This is a genomic window from Variovorax ginsengisoli (assembly GCF_030811835.1).
Taxonomy (GTDB): Bacteria; Pseudomonadota; Gammaproteobacteria; order Burkholderiales; family Burkholderiaceae_C; genus Variovorax; species Variovorax ginsengisoli_C.
Window position 1 is genome coordinate 175,285 of record NZ_JAUSRO010000010.1, and the last position, 16,493, is coordinate 191,777.

At 67.8% G+C, this 16,493-nt stretch carries 15 protein-coding genes; 11 read left to right on the top strand and 4 right to left on the bottom strand.

The genetic code is table 11. The annotated features are described in order from the left end of the window. The first annotated feature begins 58 nt into the window (after nt 1-58). Both J2W36_RS16725 and J2W36_RS16730 read left to right on the top strand, forming a co-directional pair. The gene (locus J2W36_RS16725; protein WP_307690888.1) at nt 59-988 is read left to right on the top strand and encodes a LysR family transcriptional regulator; all 930 of its coding nucleotides are present in this window, start codon (nt 59-61) and stop codon (nt 986-988) included. 229 nt (nt 989-1,217) lie between these two features. Beyond that, complete coding sequence (locus J2W36_RS16730; RefSeq protein ID WP_307690889.1) at nt 1,218-2,924, top strand: methyl-accepting chemotaxis protein; 1,707 nt, start codon at nt 1,218-1,220, stop codon at nt 2,922-2,924. A gap of 532 nt (nt 2,925-3,456) precedes the next feature. Here the strand turns inward: J2W36_RS16730 and J2W36_RS16735 are convergent. The 3 genes from J2W36_RS16735 to J2W36_RS16745 all read right to left on the bottom strand — a co-directional run bounded on the left by J2W36_RS16735 (nt 3,457) and on the right by J2W36_RS16745 (nt 6,398). Continuing rightward, on the bottom strand, nt 3,457-4,590 hold the full coding sequence (locus J2W36_RS16735; RefSeq protein WP_307690890.1) for a thiolase family protein: 1,134 nt from the start codon (nt 4,588-4,590) through the stop codon (nt 3,457-3,459). A gap of 82 nt (nt 4,591-4,672) precedes the next feature. Beyond that, nucleotides 4,673-5,248: a TetR/AcrR family transcriptional regulator gene (locus tag J2W36_RS16740; protein ID WP_307690891.1), complete on the bottom strand. Its 576-nt coding sequence runs from the start codon at nt 5,246-5,248 to the stop codon at nt 4,673-4,675. A 214-nt stretch (nt 5,249-5,462) separates the two neighbouring features. After that, the gene (locus tag J2W36_RS16745; protein WP_307690892.1) at nt 5,463-6,398 is read right to left on the bottom strand and encodes a LysR family transcriptional regulator; all 936 of its coding nucleotides are present in this window, start codon (nt 6,396-6,398) and stop codon (nt 5,463-5,465) included. Between the two features lie 150 nt (nt 6,399-6,548). Here J2W36_RS16745 and J2W36_RS16750 point away from each other — a divergent pair, with 150 nt between their 5' ends. From J2W36_RS16750 to J2W36_RS16790, 9 genes are all read left to right on the top strand, one after another. Then, nucleotides 6,549-7,595 (top strand): SMP-30/gluconolactonase/LRE family protein, encoded by a 1,047-nt coding sequence (locus J2W36_RS16750; RefSeq protein ID WP_307690893.1) that lies wholly within the window; start codon nt 6,549-6,551, stop codon nt 7,593-7,595. Continuing rightward, on the top strand, nt 7,592-8,602 hold the full coding sequence (locus tag J2W36_RS16755) for a fumarylacetoacetate hydrolase family protein (protein WP_307690894.1): 1,011 nt from the start codon (nt 7,592-7,594) through the stop codon (nt 8,600-8,602). The genes J2W36_RS16750 and J2W36_RS16755 overlap by 4 nt, the downstream gene beginning before the upstream one ends. 1 nt (nt 8,603) lies before the next feature. Beyond that, nucleotides 8,604-9,389: a cyclase family protein gene (locus J2W36_RS16760; RefSeq protein ID WP_307690895.1), complete on the top strand. Its 786-nt coding sequence runs from the start codon at nt 8,604-8,606 to the stop codon at nt 9,387-9,389. A gap of 5 nt (nt 9,390-9,394) precedes the next feature. Then, the gene (locus J2W36_RS16765; protein ID WP_307690896.1) at nt 9,395-10,390 is read left to right on the top strand and encodes an NAD-dependent epimerase/dehydratase family protein; all 996 of its coding nucleotides are present in this window, start codon (nt 9,395-9,397) and stop codon (nt 10,388-10,390) included. A gap of 62 nt (nt 10,391-10,452) precedes the next feature. Continuing rightward, nucleotides 10,453-11,451 carry a Bug family tripartite tricarboxylate transporter substrate binding protein gene (locus J2W36_RS16770; RefSeq protein ID WP_307690897.1) on the top strand — a complete coding sequence of 333 codons (999 nt, stop codon included), beginning with the start codon at nt 10,453-10,455 and terminating at the stop codon, nt 11,449-11,451. A 4-nt stretch (nt 11,452-11,455) separates the two neighbouring features. Then, on the top strand, nt 11,456-12,232 hold the full coding sequence (locus J2W36_RS16775) for an SDR family NAD(P)-dependent oxidoreductase (protein ID WP_307690898.1): 777 nt from the start codon (nt 11,456-11,458) through the stop codon (nt 12,230-12,232). Nucleotides 12,233-12,259: 27 nt separating this feature from the next. Next, nucleotides 12,260-13,447 carry an alpha/beta hydrolase family protein gene (locus J2W36_RS16780; protein WP_307690899.1) on the top strand — a complete coding sequence of 396 codons (1,188 nt, stop codon included), beginning with the start codon at nt 12,260-12,262 and terminating at the stop codon, nt 13,445-13,447. Next, entirely contained in the window at nt 13,444-14,430 is a 987-nt protein-coding gene (locus J2W36_RS16785) for a Bug family tripartite tricarboxylate transporter substrate binding protein (protein WP_307690900.1), read from the top strand. Before J2W36_RS16780 ends, J2W36_RS16785 begins: the two co-directional genes overlap by 4 nt. 57 nt (nt 14,431-14,487) lie before the next feature. Continuing rightward, the gene (locus J2W36_RS16790) at nt 14,488-15,465 is read left to right on the top strand and encodes a Bug family tripartite tricarboxylate transporter substrate binding protein (RefSeq protein WP_307690901.1); all 978 of its coding nucleotides are present in this window, start codon (nt 14,488-14,490) and stop codon (nt 15,463-15,465) included. A gap of 28 nt (nt 15,466-15,493) precedes the next feature. Here the strand turns inward: J2W36_RS16790 and J2W36_RS16795 are convergent, their stop codons facing one another. Then, nucleotides 15,494-16,459, bottom strand: coding sequence for a Bug family tripartite tricarboxylate transporter substrate binding protein (locus J2W36_RS16795; RefSeq protein WP_307690902.1), 966 nt, complete (start codon nt 16,457-16,459; stop codon nt 15,494-15,496). Between the last annotated feature and the right edge of the window lie 34 nt (nt 16,460-16,493).

The following is a 16,493-nucleotide window of genomic DNA, read 5'->3' on the forward strand; positions in this document are numbered from 1 at the left end:
GGCCTTGCATTTTTTGCACACCGGCAAGCCCCTCGTTTCTTCCACCTCCATTTCGCCGATGCAAGCTGCTCAGCTCCAGGACACTGCCCTGCGCTATTTTTTGGAAGTGGTGCGCTGTGGCTCGATCAGTGAGGCGGCGACCCGGTTATGCGTATCTGGCTCGGCTGTGAGCCGACAGATCGCGGGATTGGAGGCGCTTCTCGACACGGTACTGTTCGACCGCCATTCGCGCGGCATGGTGCCCAGCGCAGCGGGCGAGCTGCTGGCCGTACACGCGCGCCGCGGCGCGCTGGAGGCCGAGCGTGTGGTCGCAGACATGCAGGGCCTGAAAGGTCTGCGCCGAGGACGGGTGAGGCTGGCCAGTTCGCCAGGCTTTGCAATCGAATTCCTGCCCCACGCCATCGGCGATTTCCGGCAGCGGTTTCCCGGCATCCAGTTCCATCTGCAGGTCGCCAGCCCGGCAGGCGTGACCACCGCCGTGCTGCACGGCGATGCCGACATCGGCCTGACTTACAGCCGAGCTGCAGAGCAGGGAATCGCGGTCGCGCATCGCCAGATCGCGCCCGTGCTGGCCATCATGCGGCCCGACCATCCGCTGGCCAAGCTGCGCAGCGTAACGCTGGCACAGATGCATCCCCACCCGATCGCACTGCCCGACCGCGCCAACACCGTGCGTCAGCTGTTCGACATCGGCTGCAGCCACCGTGGCTTGGTATTCGAGCCGGTGCTTACAAGCACCAGCTTCGAGGCGCTGACCCACTATGTGCTGCAGTCGGGTGAGCTGTCCATCTCTGGAGAAATCACTGTGCGGCACCGTATCGCCCGTGGTGAGTTGCATGGCATCTCCATCCGCGAGCGCGGCATGGACAGCCGGGTGATCGAACTGCAAACGCTCGCCGGCCGCGTCCTTCCCGAGAGTGCGCACAGCTTTTTGCAGTTCCTCAAACAGCAACTACCAGTGCCCGTCAGCGACTTACCGGTGGGCTGAGAATGCCGGAATGAACCAGGGCGCGGCTGAATCGCCTACATGGTCCGCCCAAGGAGATCAAGCTTCTGCATGAAGATGGTTTGAAGGGCTTCCGTCCAGGCACAGGCGGAAGACTTACTGTGTAGCGCTGAAGTTTTCGCGTTCGTTGCCGATAACACCTTCATCAACACGGATCTTGTTGCGCAAAATTTTCGCGCCCACGAACGGCCTTCGATAGGAGCGAATGAAGATGAACTGGCTGAAGAAAAGCACCATCAGCGCACGCATGCTGGCACTCACATTGCTGTGCGCCCTGCTGACCATGACCGTGGGTGTGGTCGGTCTGAACCGTACCTCGGCCATGGGCGAATTGCTGACCGGCATGTTCGACAACAACCTGACGCCAGTCGCCGATGTCGCCAATGCCAACATGCAGGCGATCTATCACAATCGCGGTCTTTTCGCGCACATCGCTGCGACCGACGCCGCGGCGACAACGAAGATCAGCGAGAACATCAAGAAGAGCGAGGTGCAAATGAACGCCCTGCTCGACAAGTACCGCAAGACCTATCTCACGCCGCGTGAGGTCGAGCTGCTTGGGCAATTCGACAAGGCCTGGCCACCTTACCGGGAGTTGGCAGAGACGGCGTTGCGCCTCGACCGGGAGGAAAAGGACGCCGAGGCGCTGGCGCTGATGACGAGCTCCGTCACCCCGGCTTTTCAGAAAGTCGACGACCTCCTCTCCGACCTGGTGGACTTCAATGTGGAGCTCGGCAAGAAGGCCAACCAGGAAGGTGGCGACGTTGCAGCCAGCAGCCGCCATGCCATCTGGACCCTCATCGCGCTCGCGCTGGCCCTGTCGACGATCATCTCGCTGCTCATCAGCCGCAGCATCACGCGCCCGCTGGGCGGTGAGCCGTCGCAGGTGGTAGACGCCGCGAACGCCATCGCCGAAGGCGACCTGTCACGCACGATCGCCGTGAAGTCCGGCGACAGCGAAAGCGCCGTGGCACGCATGGCCGTCATGCAGGAGAACCTGGCGAAGGTGGTGCACACGGTTAGGCACAACGCCGAAAGCGTTGCGGCTGCGTCTTCGCAGATCGCCCAGGGCAACCAGGATCTGTCCAGCCGCACCGAGGAACAGGCCAGCGCGCTGGAAGAAACGGCTGCATCCATGGAGCAGCTGAGCACGACCGTCAAGCAGAACGCCGACAACGCGCAGCAGGCCAACCAGCTGTCTCAAACGGCCAGCAAGGTGGCCGAACAGGGTGGCTCCGTCGTCAGCCGCGTGGTGGGAACGATGCGCGAGATCAACGAAAGCAGTCGGCGCATTTCGGACATCATCAGCGTGATCGACGGCATCGCATTCCAGACGAACATCCTCGCCCTGAACGCGGCGGTGGAAGCGGCACGTGCCGGCGAGCAGGGCCGGGGCTTTGCCGTGGTCGCCGGCGAGGTGCGGACACTGGCCCAGCGCAGCGCCGAGGCCGCCAAGGAGATCAAGGCGCTCATCGCGACCAGCGTGGGCCGCGTCGCGCAAGGCAGCAGCCTGGTCGATGAGGCCGGCCGCACGATGGAGGACGTCGTTCGATCCATCGGGCAGGTCAATCAGATCGTCGCTGGCATCAGCCGTGCGAGCGGTGAGCAAAGCACAGGGGTCACGCAGATCGGCGAGGCGATCGGACAGATGGACGAGGCGACCCAGCAAGACGCGGCGCTCGTCGAGCAAAGCGCGGCGGCCGCACAGAACCTGCGCGACCAGGCGCAACAGCTCGTGCAGGCGGTGGCCGTGTTCAAGTTGTCCGGGGGACCGCGCGAACCTGTCATGGCCGAGATACGCCCGGCGCCCTCGGTGACCAAGCCGAACGCGGCCGGCCCCGTGGCATCGATCACCCGCGTGAAGAAGCCCGCGCCGCAGCCCGAAAAGACCACCGAAGAAGAGTGGGCGACCTTCTGACCGGCTGACGGCGCCTCTCTAGTCGTGTGGATCGAATCCGAATCCGATCTGCTCTCGACGCACCAGAAAAAGGCCCAGTTCCTGTTCGCGTGAACGCAGCCCCTAAGCGCCCAAGCCGGATTTCGAGCGCTGGCGGCTTGTCGCACCATAGGAATGGGCTACGCACGCGGCGAGCGGTCAGGCCGCCCGATCGATCGCGAGCAGTGCCTTTGCGGCCAACGGCATGGACAGCATGTGTCCCAGTGGAACCGCCATGGGCTGGCAGGTCCGGCATCCACACGGTGAAGCCGCTGGCTGCGATCTCCGAAGCAAATGCAGTCAACTCAGCGGCCCGGCTCTGCCATCCATGCACCAAAAGGACTGCGGGCCCACTACCTCGCAGATGGCAGGCGACCCGCAGCTCGCGTCCATCCGGCCATCCGGTAGGCGCTCCACGCCGAGGTCGAACCGCACGGTGCCTGCAGCCATCGCCCTGGCATCTCTGCGTTTCGGTCGGAGGAATTGATCGACAAGTCGGTCAAGAGTGGCGCCTTCAGGCGCGTTCGAGCACCGTGGCGATGCCCTGACCGCCGCCGATGCACTGAGTCGCGAGCGCGTACCGCCCCTGCTCGCGCACCAGCAGCGACGCCGCCTTGCCGGTGATGCGCGCGCCGGTCGCGCCGAGCGGGTGGCCGATCGCCAATCCACCGCCGTCCAGGTTCACGGTGGCCGGGTTCAGGCCTAGCTCGCGGATGCAGGCGAGCGCCTGCGACGAGAAGGCCTCGTTGATCTCAACCACGTCGAGATCGGTCACCGTCAGCCCCGCGCGCACGAGCGCCCTGCGCGTCGCCGGGATCGGGCCGATGCCCATCACGGCCGGGTCGACGCCGACCGACGCGAACGACTTGATCCGCGCGAGCATCGGCAGTCGGTGGCGCGCCGCGAACGCGTCGCTGACGACCAGCACCGCCGCGGCGCCGTCGGTCAGCGGCGACGACGTGCCAGCGGTCACCACACCGTCCGGGCGGAACGCGGGCTTCAGCCCGGCGAGCGCCTCGCGGGTCGTCGTGGGGCGGATGCAGCCGTCGGCATCGACCACCGTGCCGTCGTCGGTCGTGATCGCAACGATCTCGTCGCGCAGGCGCCCCTGCTCGCGCGCCTCGGCCGCCTTGCGGTGCGAGTCGACCGCCAGCTGCTCCTGGTCGGCGCGGCTGACGTTCCAGCGCTGCGCGACGTTCTCCGCGGTTTCGCCCATCGAGATGTAGGCGTCGCTGCGATCGCGCAGCGTCGGGTTGGGCGAGAAGTTGAAACCTCCTTGCGGCACCATCGTCATCGACTCGATGCCCACGCAAAGAAATGCCTCGCCCATGCCCGCCTCGATCTGGGCCGCGGCGATGTGCACAGCCTGCATCGACGAGCCGCAGAAGCGATTCACGGTCATGCCGGGTACGGCGTGCGGCAGGCCGGCCAGCAGGCCGACGATGCGCGCGAGGTTGTTGCCCTGCGCGGCCTCGGGATAGGCGCAACCGAGGATCACGTCCTCGAGCAGCGCTGGGTCAAGCTCGTTGCGTGCCAGCAGGCCCTTGACGACAGCAGCGCCGAGCGTATCGGGGCGAAGGGTGGCAAGGCTTCCCTTCTTAGCGAAGTGGAAGGGTGAACGGGCATAAGACGAAATGACGGCTTTCACAATTGACTCCTGCTAAATAGACTACCTATCAATCGGTAGGTTTTTGGTTGAAAAATGGGCGCTTTTTCTGTCGATGCCCCACTCAACCGAGCAGCGGCCCCTTGAGATGCGAGATGGCCTCGTCGAAATCGGCCGGCTGCCCCGTCATGCGCGCGGCGAGCAATCCGCCCTGGCAGGTGGCGAAGACGACGGCCGGTGAGATGGTGGCCGCCTGCTTGCTGCGCAGCGCACCCATCACGCCGGCCAGCCACAGCATCTGCTCGTTGCGCAATTCGCGCACGGCCTGACGCAGCGCGTCGTTGATGCAGTCCCACCCAGGGGCCATCGCACCGGCCGGACAAACGCCGTGCCCAGCATGCAGCGCCTTGCGGTACATCTGGAAGTAGGCGGCGAGCTTATCTTGCGGCGAGCCACCGAGCGCGCCCGACCAGTCCTTGAACAACTGCGTCGCCGCGTGCATCACCTCGACCCCCAGCGCTTCCTTCGTCGCAAAGTGGTGGTAGAGGCTGGCTTTGCGGATGCCGACCGCGTCGGCGATGTCCTGGAAGCTGAAGCCGAGGTAAGACCGCGTCTGGATCAGTTCACGCGCGACATGGAGGATACGGTCGCGGGTGCCGGCGCTGGAGTCGGGCGGGCTGGAGGCTTGCGTGGCAGACATAATCTACCTACTATAAGGTAGTCTGAAGGTTTTTGCTCGAAGCCGCATCGGGTGCCCAGCCGAATCCGCCCAACCCAAGCGTCGCCTGTCGACGCAGCCCGCGACCGATGTCTAGGCGCTGGACGCGTCTCATCGCCTGGTCAGCCCGAAATTGAGCGCGTTCGTCAACTTCGTCTGCGACCATCGGGGCCGAAGCAGTCGATCCAATCTGCCATCAGTTTCGTGGCAAGGTAGCTGTCGAAGCTGGCAGCTCGCTGGCAACCGTGAGAATCTGATGTCGGATCCACTGAATCCCTGGATCGTCATTGCGCACACGATGCCACTGCAGGACCTCCGTGAGCCGCGGCGGCTCGAACGGCGGGTCCAGCAGCCGGATTGGCATCGTCTGCACGAACTGCCTGGCGAGCCGGGTCTGGATGGTGGCGATGCGCTGCGTCCCGACGATGAAACGCGGCATCAGCAGGAAGCCATGGGCGACCACCTCGACGCGCCGCGCGTTGCCGTGCTGGTTGGCGTACCACTGCTCGAACCACGGGTTGGAGCCCTGCGTGTCCTGGTACACGACATGGCCCAGCGCCTCGTACTGCGCCAGGGAGATGCCCTGGCGCGTCGACGGGTTCTGCTCGCAGGCGATCACGTGGTACGTGTCCTCGAACAGGACGGCCTGCGGATGCTCGGCGAGCGTGAGGTGCGCCGGCGTGACGAGAAAGTCGGTCCGGCCCTGGTCGAGCTCCAGCGCCATGCTGGGGTGCGTCGGCCGGACATCGAAGCTCAGGCCCGGCGCGAGTTGCGCGACCCGCCGCAGCACCTCGGCCAAGAGCACCTGCGACACGTAATCCGAGGCGATGAAGGTGAAGTGCCGCCGCGCGCTGGTCGGATCGAACTCCGGCTTCACGCCCAAAGCCGCGTCGACCTGCAGGATGATGTTGCGCACCGGCTGAATCAGCGTCTGCGCGCGCGCCGTCAGCTGCATGCTGCGGCCTACCGGCACCAGCAGCGGGTCGTCGAAATAGTCGCGCAAGCGCGCCAGCACGCCGCTCATCGCGGACTGCGTCATGTGCATGCGCTCGGCGGCGCGCGTCACGTTGCACTCGTCGAGCAGCGCATCCAGCGCGATCAGCAGGTTCAGGTCGATGCGTTGGTAGCGCATGCTTTTTCTCCGTTCAGGGCGAGCGATCTTAGGGCAAGCGTACCGGCAGGCAGGGCAAGGTATCGCCGTGCGCGATGCCTGGCATCCGGCGATTCGGTTTGTGCGCCGGGAGGTACACAACCTAAGCTGCGCGCTCATCGAATGGATCGCATGGACAAGAACAATCCCCTTCGCGGCTGGCAGGTCGACCGCTCGGCCATCCGCCACATCGGCCATGACCTGCAGCGCCCCGAGTGCGTGCTCGCGCAACGCGACGGCACCCTGTGGGCCGCGGACGCACGCGGCGGCATGATGCGCATCGCGCCTGACGGCCAGCAGCGCCTGATCGTGCCCTCGGCCACCGCCGCGCCCGACGACGACGGCAGCGCCGCCGATTTCGACAGGCGCTACGTCCAGAGCCAGGGCTCGCTGCCCAACGGCATGGCCTTTCTGCCCGACGGCGACATCGTGGTGGCCAACTGGGGCACCGAGTGCGTCGAGGTGATGACGCGCGGCGGACAGGTGCGCCGGCTGTTCGACCGCATCGACGGCCAGCCCCTGGGCAAGGCGAACTTCGTCGCGCGGGACAGCCGCGGGCGCATCTGGCTCACGGTCACCACGCGCATGCAGCCGTGGACCGACTCCATCAACGCCCGCGCCCGCGACGGCTACATCGCGCTGATCGACGAGCGCGGGGTGCGCATCGTCGCCGACGGGTTCGAGGGCACGAATGAAGTCCGCCTCGACGCCGCGGAGGAATGGCTGTACGTGGTGGAAAGCAATGCCCGCCGCATCTCGCGCCTGCGCATCGGCGACGACGGCGCACTCGGCCAGCGCGAGGTCTATGGGCCGACGCGACTGCCAGGCTTTCCCGACGGCTTCGCCTTCGATGCCTTCGGCAACCTCTGGATCACCCTGGTGATGAGCGACCGCCTCGTGGCGATCACGCCCGAGGGCGAACTGCTCACCCTGCTGGACGACGGCAACCCCGAAGCAACGCGTGCGCTCGACGCGCACTACGAGGCGCGCACGCTGACGCCCGAGATCATGGCCGCCGCCTGCGGCACGCTGGCTCCCTGGATGGCCAGCCTGACCTTCGGCGGCCCGGACCTGCAGACCGTGTACATCGGCAGCCTGCGTGGCACCACCTTGCCGAGCTTCCGCTCGCCGGTCGCAGGCCTTCCCCTCATCCACTGGAACGAAAAGATCCCCGCATGAAACTCGCCACCCTGAAGAACGGACACAAGGACGGACGCCTGGTCGTCGTCTCCCGCGACCTGCGCCGCGCGGTCGACGCGGCCGACATCGCCCCCTCGATGCTCGACGCAGTCGAGCGCTGGACGCTGACAGCACCGCTGCTGGCGCAGCGCTACGACGCGCTGAACGCCGGCACCGCATCCCACGCCTTCGACTTCGATCCCACCGCCGCCGCCGCGCCGCTGCCGCGCGCGCCCCAGTGGTGCGACGGCTCGGCCTTCCTCAACCATGCCCGGTTGATGGAGAAGGCCTTCGACATCACGCCCGCGCCCGACAGCGACCGCATTCCCCTGATGTACCAGGGCGGCTCGGACGACCTGCTCGGCCCGCACGACGACCTGCCGCTGCCCGACGAGTCACACGGCATCGATTTCGAAGGCGAGTTCGGCGTGATCGTGGGCGACGTGCCGCTGGGCTGCCCGCCCTCGATGGCGCGCGATCGCATCCTGCTGCTGGTGCAGATCAACGACGTGAGCCTGCGCGGCTTCGGGCCGCGCGAAATGCGCACCGGCTTTGGCTTCTTCCAGGCCAAGCCGTCGTCGAGCTTCGCGCCCGTGGCCGTCACGCCCGACGAGATCGGCGAAGCCTGGCAGAACGCGCGGGTGCACCTCGATCTGGCCGTGGAGTACAACGGCCGCTGGTTCGGCGACCCCAACGGGCGCGAGATGAACTTCGGTTTCGACCAGCTGATTGCCCACGCGGCCACCACGCGCCGGCTGACGGCCGGCACCCTCGTCGGCTCCGGCACCGTCTCCAATGCCGGCGACACCAAGGGCTCGGCCTGCATCGCGGAGCGGCGCGCCATCGAACTGATCGACCAGGGCGCCAGCACCACGCCCTTCATGCGCTTCGGCGACCGGGTCCGCATGGAAGCCCGCTGGCAGGACCGCCCCGTGTTCGGCGTCATCGACCAGCGCGTGGTGCAGTCGCCGCCGCCCCTGCCGTTCCCGGTCGAAGGCGAGGCCTGACATGCCGCGCTTCGTCGACCTGTCGATCTACCTCGAGAACGACGTCCTGTCGGACCCGCCGCCGCTCGCCCCGAAGATCACTTACCAGAAGCACCAGGACACGCTGGCCGAGTTCATGCAGCTCATCCCAGGCACCCAAGCCGAGGACTATCCCGACGGCGAAGCCGCCGCCGCGGAATGGGTGACGCTGACCACGCACAACGGCACGCACCTGGACGCGCCCTGGCACTTCCATTCCACGCAGGACGCCAAGCTCGGCGGCAGCCGCCCCTCGATCACGATCGACGAAGTGCCGCTGGACTGGTGCTTCCGCCCGGGCGTCAAGCTCGACTTCCGGCACTTCCCGGACGGCTACGTGGCCACGGCCGCCGATGTCGAGACCGAGCTCGCGCGCATCGGTCACACGCTGGCGCCGATGGACATCGTGGTGGTCAATACGCGCGCCGGCGAACGCTACGGCGATGGCGACTACGTCTCGGCCGGTTGCGGCATGGGCTACGAGGCCACCATGTACCTGCTGGAGCGCGGCGTGCGCCTGACGGGCACCGACGCTTGGAGCTGGGACGCTCCGTTTGCCTACACCGCGCGCCGCATCGCCGAAACCGGTGACACCTCGCTGATCTGGGAAGGCCACAAGGCCGGCCGAGACATCGGCTACTGCCACCTGGAAAAGCTGCACAACCTCGAGGCGCTACCAGGCGACGGCTTCACGATCTGCTGCTTCCCGCACAAGATCCGTGGCGCCTCGGCCGGCTGGACCCGGGCCGTGGCGATCTTCCAGGACTGATGGCCATGAAAGTGCTGGTCACCGGCGGTGGCGGATTCATCGGTGCGGCCCTGATGCGGCTGCTCCACGCACACGGCGCCATCGGCGGCCGTGCCATCGACACGCTGGTGGCGCTGGACCGGCGGTTCCCGCCTGAGGTCTCGGGCATCCCCGGCATCGCGACGATCGAAGGCGACCTCGGCGACGCCGACGTGCAACGCGCCATCGCCCAACTGAAGCCGGACGTGTGCTTCCATCTCGCGGCGGTGCCGGGCGGCGCGGCCGAGGCCGACCCGGCATTGAGCCGGCGCGTGAACCTCGACGCGACGCTGGACCTGTTCGACACGCTGGCCGGTGCGGGTGTTGCGCGCGGCGCCCAGCCACCGGTCGTCGTCTACGCCAGCACCATCGCGGTCTATGGCAGCCCGCTGCCCGACCCGGTGACGCCGTCGACGCCGACACGGCCGCCGATGGTGTACGGCGCGCACAAGCTGGCCTGCGAGATTCTGCTGGCCGACTTCACGCGGCGCGGCCTGCTGGACGGGCGCTCTCTGCGCCTGCCCGGCATCGTCGCGCGGCCTCGCGCGCCGTCGGGGCTGGTGTCGGCCTTCATGAGCGAGGCCCTGCACGCGCTCTCGGCCGGTGAGCCCTTCGAAAGCCCCGTGGGTCCGATGGCGACCGCCTGGTGGATGTCGGCGCGGCGCTGCGCGCAGAACCTGCTGCATGGCGCGGCCATGGACCCCGGCGGGGACACGCAGCGCGCCTGGCCCGTGCCGGTGCTGCGCCTGTCGATGACCGAGTTGGTGCGCACGCTGTCGCACGTGTTCGGCGTCGATGGCGAGCGATTGGTGCGCTACGCCCCGCAGCCGGCCGTGGAAGCCATCTTCGGCCGCTATCCCGTGCTGGACGACCGCGCCTCGCGCGCGCTGGGCCTGCGCGACGACGGCACCCCCGAGGCGCTGGTGCGGCGCGCGCTCGATGACGCGTTCCAGGGGCCGGACGCGGCGGCCGGATGGGGATGAGCGGCAACGCCTCGCTACCCCGGACTTTTCCTCTCTCCACGGGCTTCGCCCGATAACAACAAATGACCACTTCGACACTCCACCGCCGATCCGTCCTTCGCGCGGCTGCCGCCCTGCCCCTGGCCTCGCTAGGGCGCTTCGCATCGGCGCAGGACGCGCCCCACTACCCCACGCGCCCCATCACCTGGGTCGTGCCCTACCCGGCGGGCGGCTTCGGGGATGCGCTCTCACGCATGCTGACGCAAAAACTGTCGGCCAGCCTGAAGACGCCCGTGATCGTGGACAACCGGCCTGGCGCGGGCGGCCAGATCGGCGCGAACTTCGTCAAGCAGCAGCCCGCGGATGGCTACACGCTGTTCTACGGCGACCTCGGTCCGTTCTCGATGAACGCGGGCCTGTATCCGAAGCTGAGCTACGACATGCCGAAGGACTTCCTGCCGCTGACGCGCCTGCTGATGTCGCCCTGCCTGCTGATCGTGCCAGCCAACGGGCGGGTGAAGTCGTGGCAGGACTTCGTGGAACTCGCGCGCTCGGACCGAGGGCTGAACTACGGCTCGTACGGCATGGGCAGCCAGCCCCACATCTGGATGGAGATGCTCAACCGCGAAATCAAGGGCCGCATGACCCACGTCGCCTACAAGGGCGGCGCGCCGGCCGTGCAGGACCTGATGGCCGGGCACATCGACGCCATGCTCGACGTCACGCCGAGCAGCATCCCGCTCGTGCGCGAGAACAAGGCCCGCGCGCTGGCGGTGGTGGGCGCCGAGAAGCGGCTCCCACAGGTTCCGCAGGTGCCCACCATCGGCGAACTCGGCATGGCGTCGCTCAACATTCCGGGCTGGACCGGCGTGGTCGTCCGCAGCGGCACGCCCGAGCCCATCGCGAACCTGCTGCACGACGAACTGGTGAAGGCCGTGCAGTCGCCCGATGTGGTCCAGCGCTACACCGACCTCGGCCTAGCCGTCGCCCCGACGTCGCGCGCCGCATTCGGCGAGCTGATCCGCACCGAGACCGCCCGCTGGGGCCAGGTGATCCACGACGTGGGCGTGCGGCTCGAGTGACGCGTTGACTTCCACACTCTTCGATTTGCGCGGCCAGGTCGCGCTGGTCACGGGCGCAGCAGGCGGCCTGGGCGAGTCGACCGCGCTGGCCTTCGCGGCGCACGGTGCCGATCTGGTGCTGTCCGACCGTCACGCCGACGCGCTCGACACCGTGGCCGCACGCTGCCGGGCGGCGGGCGTGCGCACGCAGGCGCTGGTGGCCGATCTCGGCGACGCCAGCGAAGCGCGGTCGCTCGGCGCCCGCGCGGTCGGCGTCTTCGGCCGCATCGACACGCTGGTGTGCAACGCGGGCATGCAGGGCCCTGCGGGGCCGCTGCTGGACGCGTCGCCGCAGGACTGGAACCAGGTGTTCCAGGTGAACCTGGCAAGCGCACACGCCCTGTGCGCCGCGCTGGTGCCGGGCATGGCGCAGCGCGGCACGGGCAGCGTGATCCTGATGGCCAGCATCGCGGCGCTGCGCGGCAACCGCGCCATCGGGCTCTATGGCCTGACCAAGGCAGCACTCGCGCAACTCGCGCGCAACCTCGCGGTGGAATGGGGTCGGCAGGGCGTGCGGGCGAACGCGATCGCGCCTGGCCTGATTCGCACGCCGCTGGCCGCCGGACTGATCGCCGACGACGCCTTCATGGCCCGGCGACTGGCGATGACACCGCTACGCCGCGTGGGCGAACCGCATGAGGTCGCAGGCGTGGCCGTGATGCTGGCCGCTGCGGCAGGCGCCTTCGTCAGCGGGCAGACGCTGGTGGTCGATGGCGGGACGACCATCTCGGACGGAAGCTGACCCGATCCCCAGAAAACAAGGAGACCTATGTTCAAGTACTTTCCAACGAACTATGTTTGGAATCTTTCGGTCGACCTCGCCATCGAGATGGGAGCGCGCATCGGCGAGATCGAGGCCATGTGCGCGCCGCTGCAGGACGCGGCGCGCCAGCCCGATGCCGCCGCGTCGGCCGCGTTCCGCGCCAGCTGGGAGAGCATGGCCGACCAGCTGTGCGAGCTTGCGGCAGAGGACGAGGCGCGCGGCCGCCTGATCTCCGCGGGCGACAAGCTCGGTCGCGCGGCCACCTATCTCATCACGGCCGAGCGGCTCCAGGCGCACGGTGCACCTGGTCGCGAGCCGCTGTACCGGCGCTTCCTGGACACCTTCGCGCGTGGCGTGGAACTCAGTGGAGAGAACTGCGAGCGCGTGGAGATTCCTCATGGTGACGCGCATATCGCGGGCCTCTACGTTCGTGCGCAGGGCATTCCCGCCGGCGCGCGCGCGCCGCTGCTCCTGCAGGTCAACGGGTTGGATTCGACCAAGGAAATGAAGTACCGCGTCGGGCTACCGCGCTGGCTCGCGCAGCGCGGCGTCGCGTCCCTCGTCATCGACCAGCCCGGTTCCGGCGAGGCACTGCGCCTGCACGGGATGACGGCGCAGGTCGAGTCCGAACGATGGGCATCGCCGGTGCTGGACTGGCTGCAGGCGCGCACGGACGTCGACCCTGCGCGCATCGGCATGGAAGGCGTCTCGCTGGGCGGCTACTTCTGCCCCCGCGCCGTGGCATTCGAGCCGCGTTTCGCGTGCGGTGTGGTCTGGGGCGCCAACCACGACTGGCGCGACGTCCAGCTCAAGCGGCTCGCGCGCGAAGGCAGCCTGCCGGTGCCGCACTACTGGGAGCATGTGCGTTGGGTGTGGGGCGCGAAGGACCAGGACGACTTCCTGCGCATCGCGTCAAAGGTGCACCTCGACGGCGTGGTGGAGAAGATCAAGGTGCCGTTTCTGGTCACGCACGGCCAGAAGGACTCGCAGATCCCGCTGCATTGGGCGCAGCGCACCTACGACCAACTGGTCAACAGCCCTCGTCGTGACCTGAAGGTCTTCACCGACCGCGAGGGCGGCGTGCAGCATTCCAGTTTCGACAATTCGGCCAATGCCGGCGCATGGATCGCCGACTGGGTGGCCGAGACGCTTGGCGGACACACCGCCCTGCCGCGCACGGAGGCGGCCCGATGACGACCCGCAGAACCGTTGTAGGCGGCGCCTGCGCCAGCCTTGTCGCACCATGGCTCCTGCCAGGTTTCGCGCAAGCGGCGGAAGCGAGTTATCCGCAGCGTCCGATCAAGCTGGTCGTGCCCAACCCGCCGGGCGGCCCCTCGGACATCGTGGCGCGCTTCCTCGCGGAGTCGATGCGCACCCCACTCGGCCAGCCACTGATCATCGACAACCGACCAGGCGCATCCGGGTTGATCGGCACGGCCGCCGTTGCCAATGCGCCGGCAGACGGTTACGCGGTACTGGTCACCTCCCGCTCCAACCACATCATTGCACCGTTGGTGCAGCAAGGCGCGCAGGCGAATCCCCAGCGCGACCTGGCACCCGTCGGGCTGGCGCTGCGGGCCATCGGCGTCATGGCGACGCCGGGCAAGTCACCCTGGCGCAGCATGCGCGACTTCCTTGCCCAGGCCAAGGCGCAGCCGGGCAAGCTCTTCTACGGCAGCGCCGGCATCGGCTCCACCAACCACATCGCCATCGAGCAGCTCAAGTCGCTGGCCGGCATCGACCTGGTGCACGTACCCTACAAGGGATCGGGTCCGCTGATCACGGGGCTGATGGCCGGCGAGGTACAGCTCGCGCTGCTGGATTTTTCCTCGGCGCAATCGGCCCTCCAGAGCGGCAGCATCCGCGCCCTGGCGCACTCCGCCTCGCACCGTCTGCCATCGATGGCAGACGTCCCCACCTTGGCGGAGAGCGGCTTTCCACGGTTCGACCCGTCCTTCTGGATCGGCCTGGCGGTGCCGCGCGCCACACCCGCACCGGTGATCGAGCGCCTGAGCAAGGCACTGGACGTCGCCCTGGCCGAGACGCAGATGAAGGCGCGCGCACAGGTCAACGGTTGGGAGCTCGTCGGTGGCGGACCGAAAGCGCTGGAAGCCACCATCCGGCAGGACATGGACGATTTCCCTGCGCTGGTGCAGCGGCTGGACCTCAAGAGCTGAGCCGCACGGCCAAGGCCGTAGTACCGCAAGCGAGACAAGATAAATAAAGGAGACCGAATGACTTCAAGCAACATCTCGCGCCGCCGCGCGCTGGCCCTCACCGGTGCACTTCTGGCCGGCACGGCGAGCGCCTTGCACGCCCAGCCTGCCTACCCGTCCCGCCCCGTGCGGCTCGTGGTGCCATTCCCGGCGGGCACCTCGCCCGACGTGACGGCGCGCCTGTGGGGCGACCGCTTCACCCGGCTCACCGGCCAGCCGGTGGTCGTGGAGAACCGCGCGGGGGCGAGCACCATCATCGGTGCGCAGGTCGTCGCCAGCGCACCGGCGGATGGCTACACGCTGCTCTGGACCGTGAACAACACGTTCTCCATCAACCCCTTCGTCTACCGCAAGCTGCCCTACAAGGCCGAGAACTTCACGCCTGTCACGCGCATCCTGTCGGTCCCGTACGTGCTGGTCACCTCGGCCGAATCCCGGATCCGCACGCTGGCCGACCTGGTGCGCGAAGCCAAGGCCCGACCCGGCGAGATGACCTATGCCAGCGCAGGCATTGGGCAGGGCACCCACGTGGTGATGGCCAGGCTGCTGAACCAGGCGGGCGTTTCGATGATCCACGTCCCCTACAAGGAAGCCTTCGTGCCCGACGTCATTGCGCAGCGCATCGATGTCGCGTTCGACGCCAGCACCGGCGCGATCCCGCAGGTGAAGGGCGGCAAGGTGCGCGCGCTCGGCGTGTCGAGCGCGCGCCGCATCCCCCTGATGCCCGACGTGCCGGCGATCGCGGAGTCCTACCCCGGCTTCGTCGGCGATTCGTGGCACGGCATCTTCGCGCCCAAGGGCACGGCCGCACCGGTGATCGCCACGCTGCTCGGGTACTCGCAGCGCATCGTCGACGAAGCGGACTTCCGCGCCGCCTTGCTCGCCTACGGACTCACACCCGTGGGCGGCGGGGCCGACGACTTCCGCCGCTTTCTCGATGAGGACGCACGCGCCTGGGCCAAGGTCGTCCAGGACAACGGCATCATGGCTGAGTGACCGCGCCGCGACGACGCCGTCCAAACCATCAAGGCTGCGCCTTGATGTGCGCCTCCTTCGCGATGCGGCTGTAGAGCGTCATGTCACGCTGTATGTCCGCGGTCATGGCGGCCGGCGAGCCGCTCACGGGATTGACGCCCAGGTCGGCCATCAGCTTTCGCAGCGCCGGATCCGCCACCGCGGCATTCGCCGCACGACTGAGCCGCTCCACCACCGAAGGCGGCGTGCCCGACGGCACCAGCATGCCGACCCAGGAGTCGAGCACGAAGTCCTTCAGCCCAGCCTCCGCCGCGGTGGGCACGTTCGGCATGCGTGGGTCGCGCGTGGCGCCGGTCACGGCCACGATCCGGACCTTGCCCGCATCGGCGTAAGGCTTGGCCGTGGCGTCGAAGCTCAGGTCGACCAGCCCGGCCGCCACGTCCGCCGTGGCGCCGGTCGTCGACTTGTAGGGGATGTGCTCCATGCGCGTGTTGGTCAGCACCTTGAAGTACTCCCCCGCAAAGTGCGACCCGCTGCCGATGCCAGCGCTGCCATAGCTGAGCTGGCCGGGATTCTTCCGCGCATAGGCGATGAATTCCGGGAGGGTGGCGACCGGCAGCTTGGCAGCGACGACGATCGGCAGCCCGTAGGTTCCGACGATCGACACGGGTCGCAGCGCCTTCAACGGGTCGTAGGTGGCGCTCGCGTCGATGATGGGCAGGATGCTGTAGGTCGTGTTGGTGAACAGGATCGTCAGGCCATCTCCGGGTGCGCGCACAACGGCTTCCGTGCCGATGCGCGAGCCGGCGCCCGGCCGGTTCTCGATCACCATGGTCTGGCCGAGCTCGCGCGACATCCGCTCGGTCACGCCCCGCGCGATCGAGTCGGAAATGCCGCCCGCGGAGAACGGAACGATGACCTTGACGACATTGCCTGGGTTGACCTGGGCCGAGGCGATCGAGGCCAGGGCCAGCAAGCCGATGCCGAGAGCGATCCGGCGGCGTGCGATGAACATGATGTGTCTCCGTTGTTTTGATTTCGATCTTCGT

What these genes read in the sequence shown, in the direction of transcription:
- J2W36_RS16780 (WP_307690899.1), top strand. Translation starts at nt 12,260, where the DNA reads ATGTTCAAGTACTTTCCAACGAACTATGTTTGGAATCTTTCGGTCGAC.
- J2W36_RS16755 (WP_307690894.1), top strand. Translation starts at nt 7,592, where the DNA reads ATGAAACTCGCCACCCTGAAGAACGGACACAAGGACGGACGCCTGGTC.
- J2W36_RS16795 (WP_307690902.1), bottom strand. Translation starts at nt 16,459, where the DNA reads ATGTTCATCGCACGCCGCCGGATCGCTCTCGGCATCGGCTTGCTGGCC.
- J2W36_RS16725 (WP_307690888.1), top strand. Translation starts at nt 59, where the DNA reads ATGCAAGCTGCTCAGCTCCAGGACACTGCCCTGCGCTATTTTTTGGAA.
- J2W36_RS16790 (WP_307690901.1), top strand. Translation starts at nt 14,488, where the DNA reads ATGACTTCAAGCAACATCTCGCGCCGCCGCGCGCTGGCCCTCACCGGT.
- J2W36_RS16750 (WP_307690893.1), top strand. Translation starts at nt 6,549, where the DNA reads ATGGACAAGAACAATCCCCTTCGCGGCTGGCAGGTCGACCGCTCGGCC.
- J2W36_RS16765 (WP_307690896.1), top strand. Translation starts at nt 9,395, where the DNA reads ATGAAAGTGCTGGTCACCGGCGGTGGCGGATTCATCGGTGCGGCCCTG.
- J2W36_RS16730 (WP_307690889.1), top strand. Translation starts at nt 1,218, where the DNA reads ATGAACTGGCTGAAGAAAAGCACCATCAGCGCACGCATGCTGGCACTC.
- J2W36_RS16760 (WP_307690895.1), top strand. Translation starts at nt 8,604, where the DNA reads ATGCCGCGCTTCGTCGACCTGTCGATCTACCTCGAGAACGACGTCCTG.
- J2W36_RS16740 (WP_307690891.1), bottom strand. Translation starts at nt 5,248, where the DNA reads ATGTCTGCCACGCAAGCCTCCAGCCCGCCCGACTCCAGCGCCGGCACC.
- J2W36_RS16785 (WP_307690900.1), top strand. Translation starts at nt 13,444, where the DNA reads ATGACGACCCGCAGAACCGTTGTAGGCGGCGCCTGCGCCAGCCTTGTC.
- J2W36_RS16745 (WP_307690892.1), bottom strand. Translation starts at nt 6,398, where the DNA reads ATGCGCTACCAACGCATCGACCTGAACCTGCTGATCGCGCTGGATGCG.
- J2W36_RS16770 (WP_307690897.1), top strand. Translation starts at nt 10,453, where the DNA reads ATGACCACTTCGACACTCCACCGCCGATCCGTCCTTCGCGCGGCTGCC.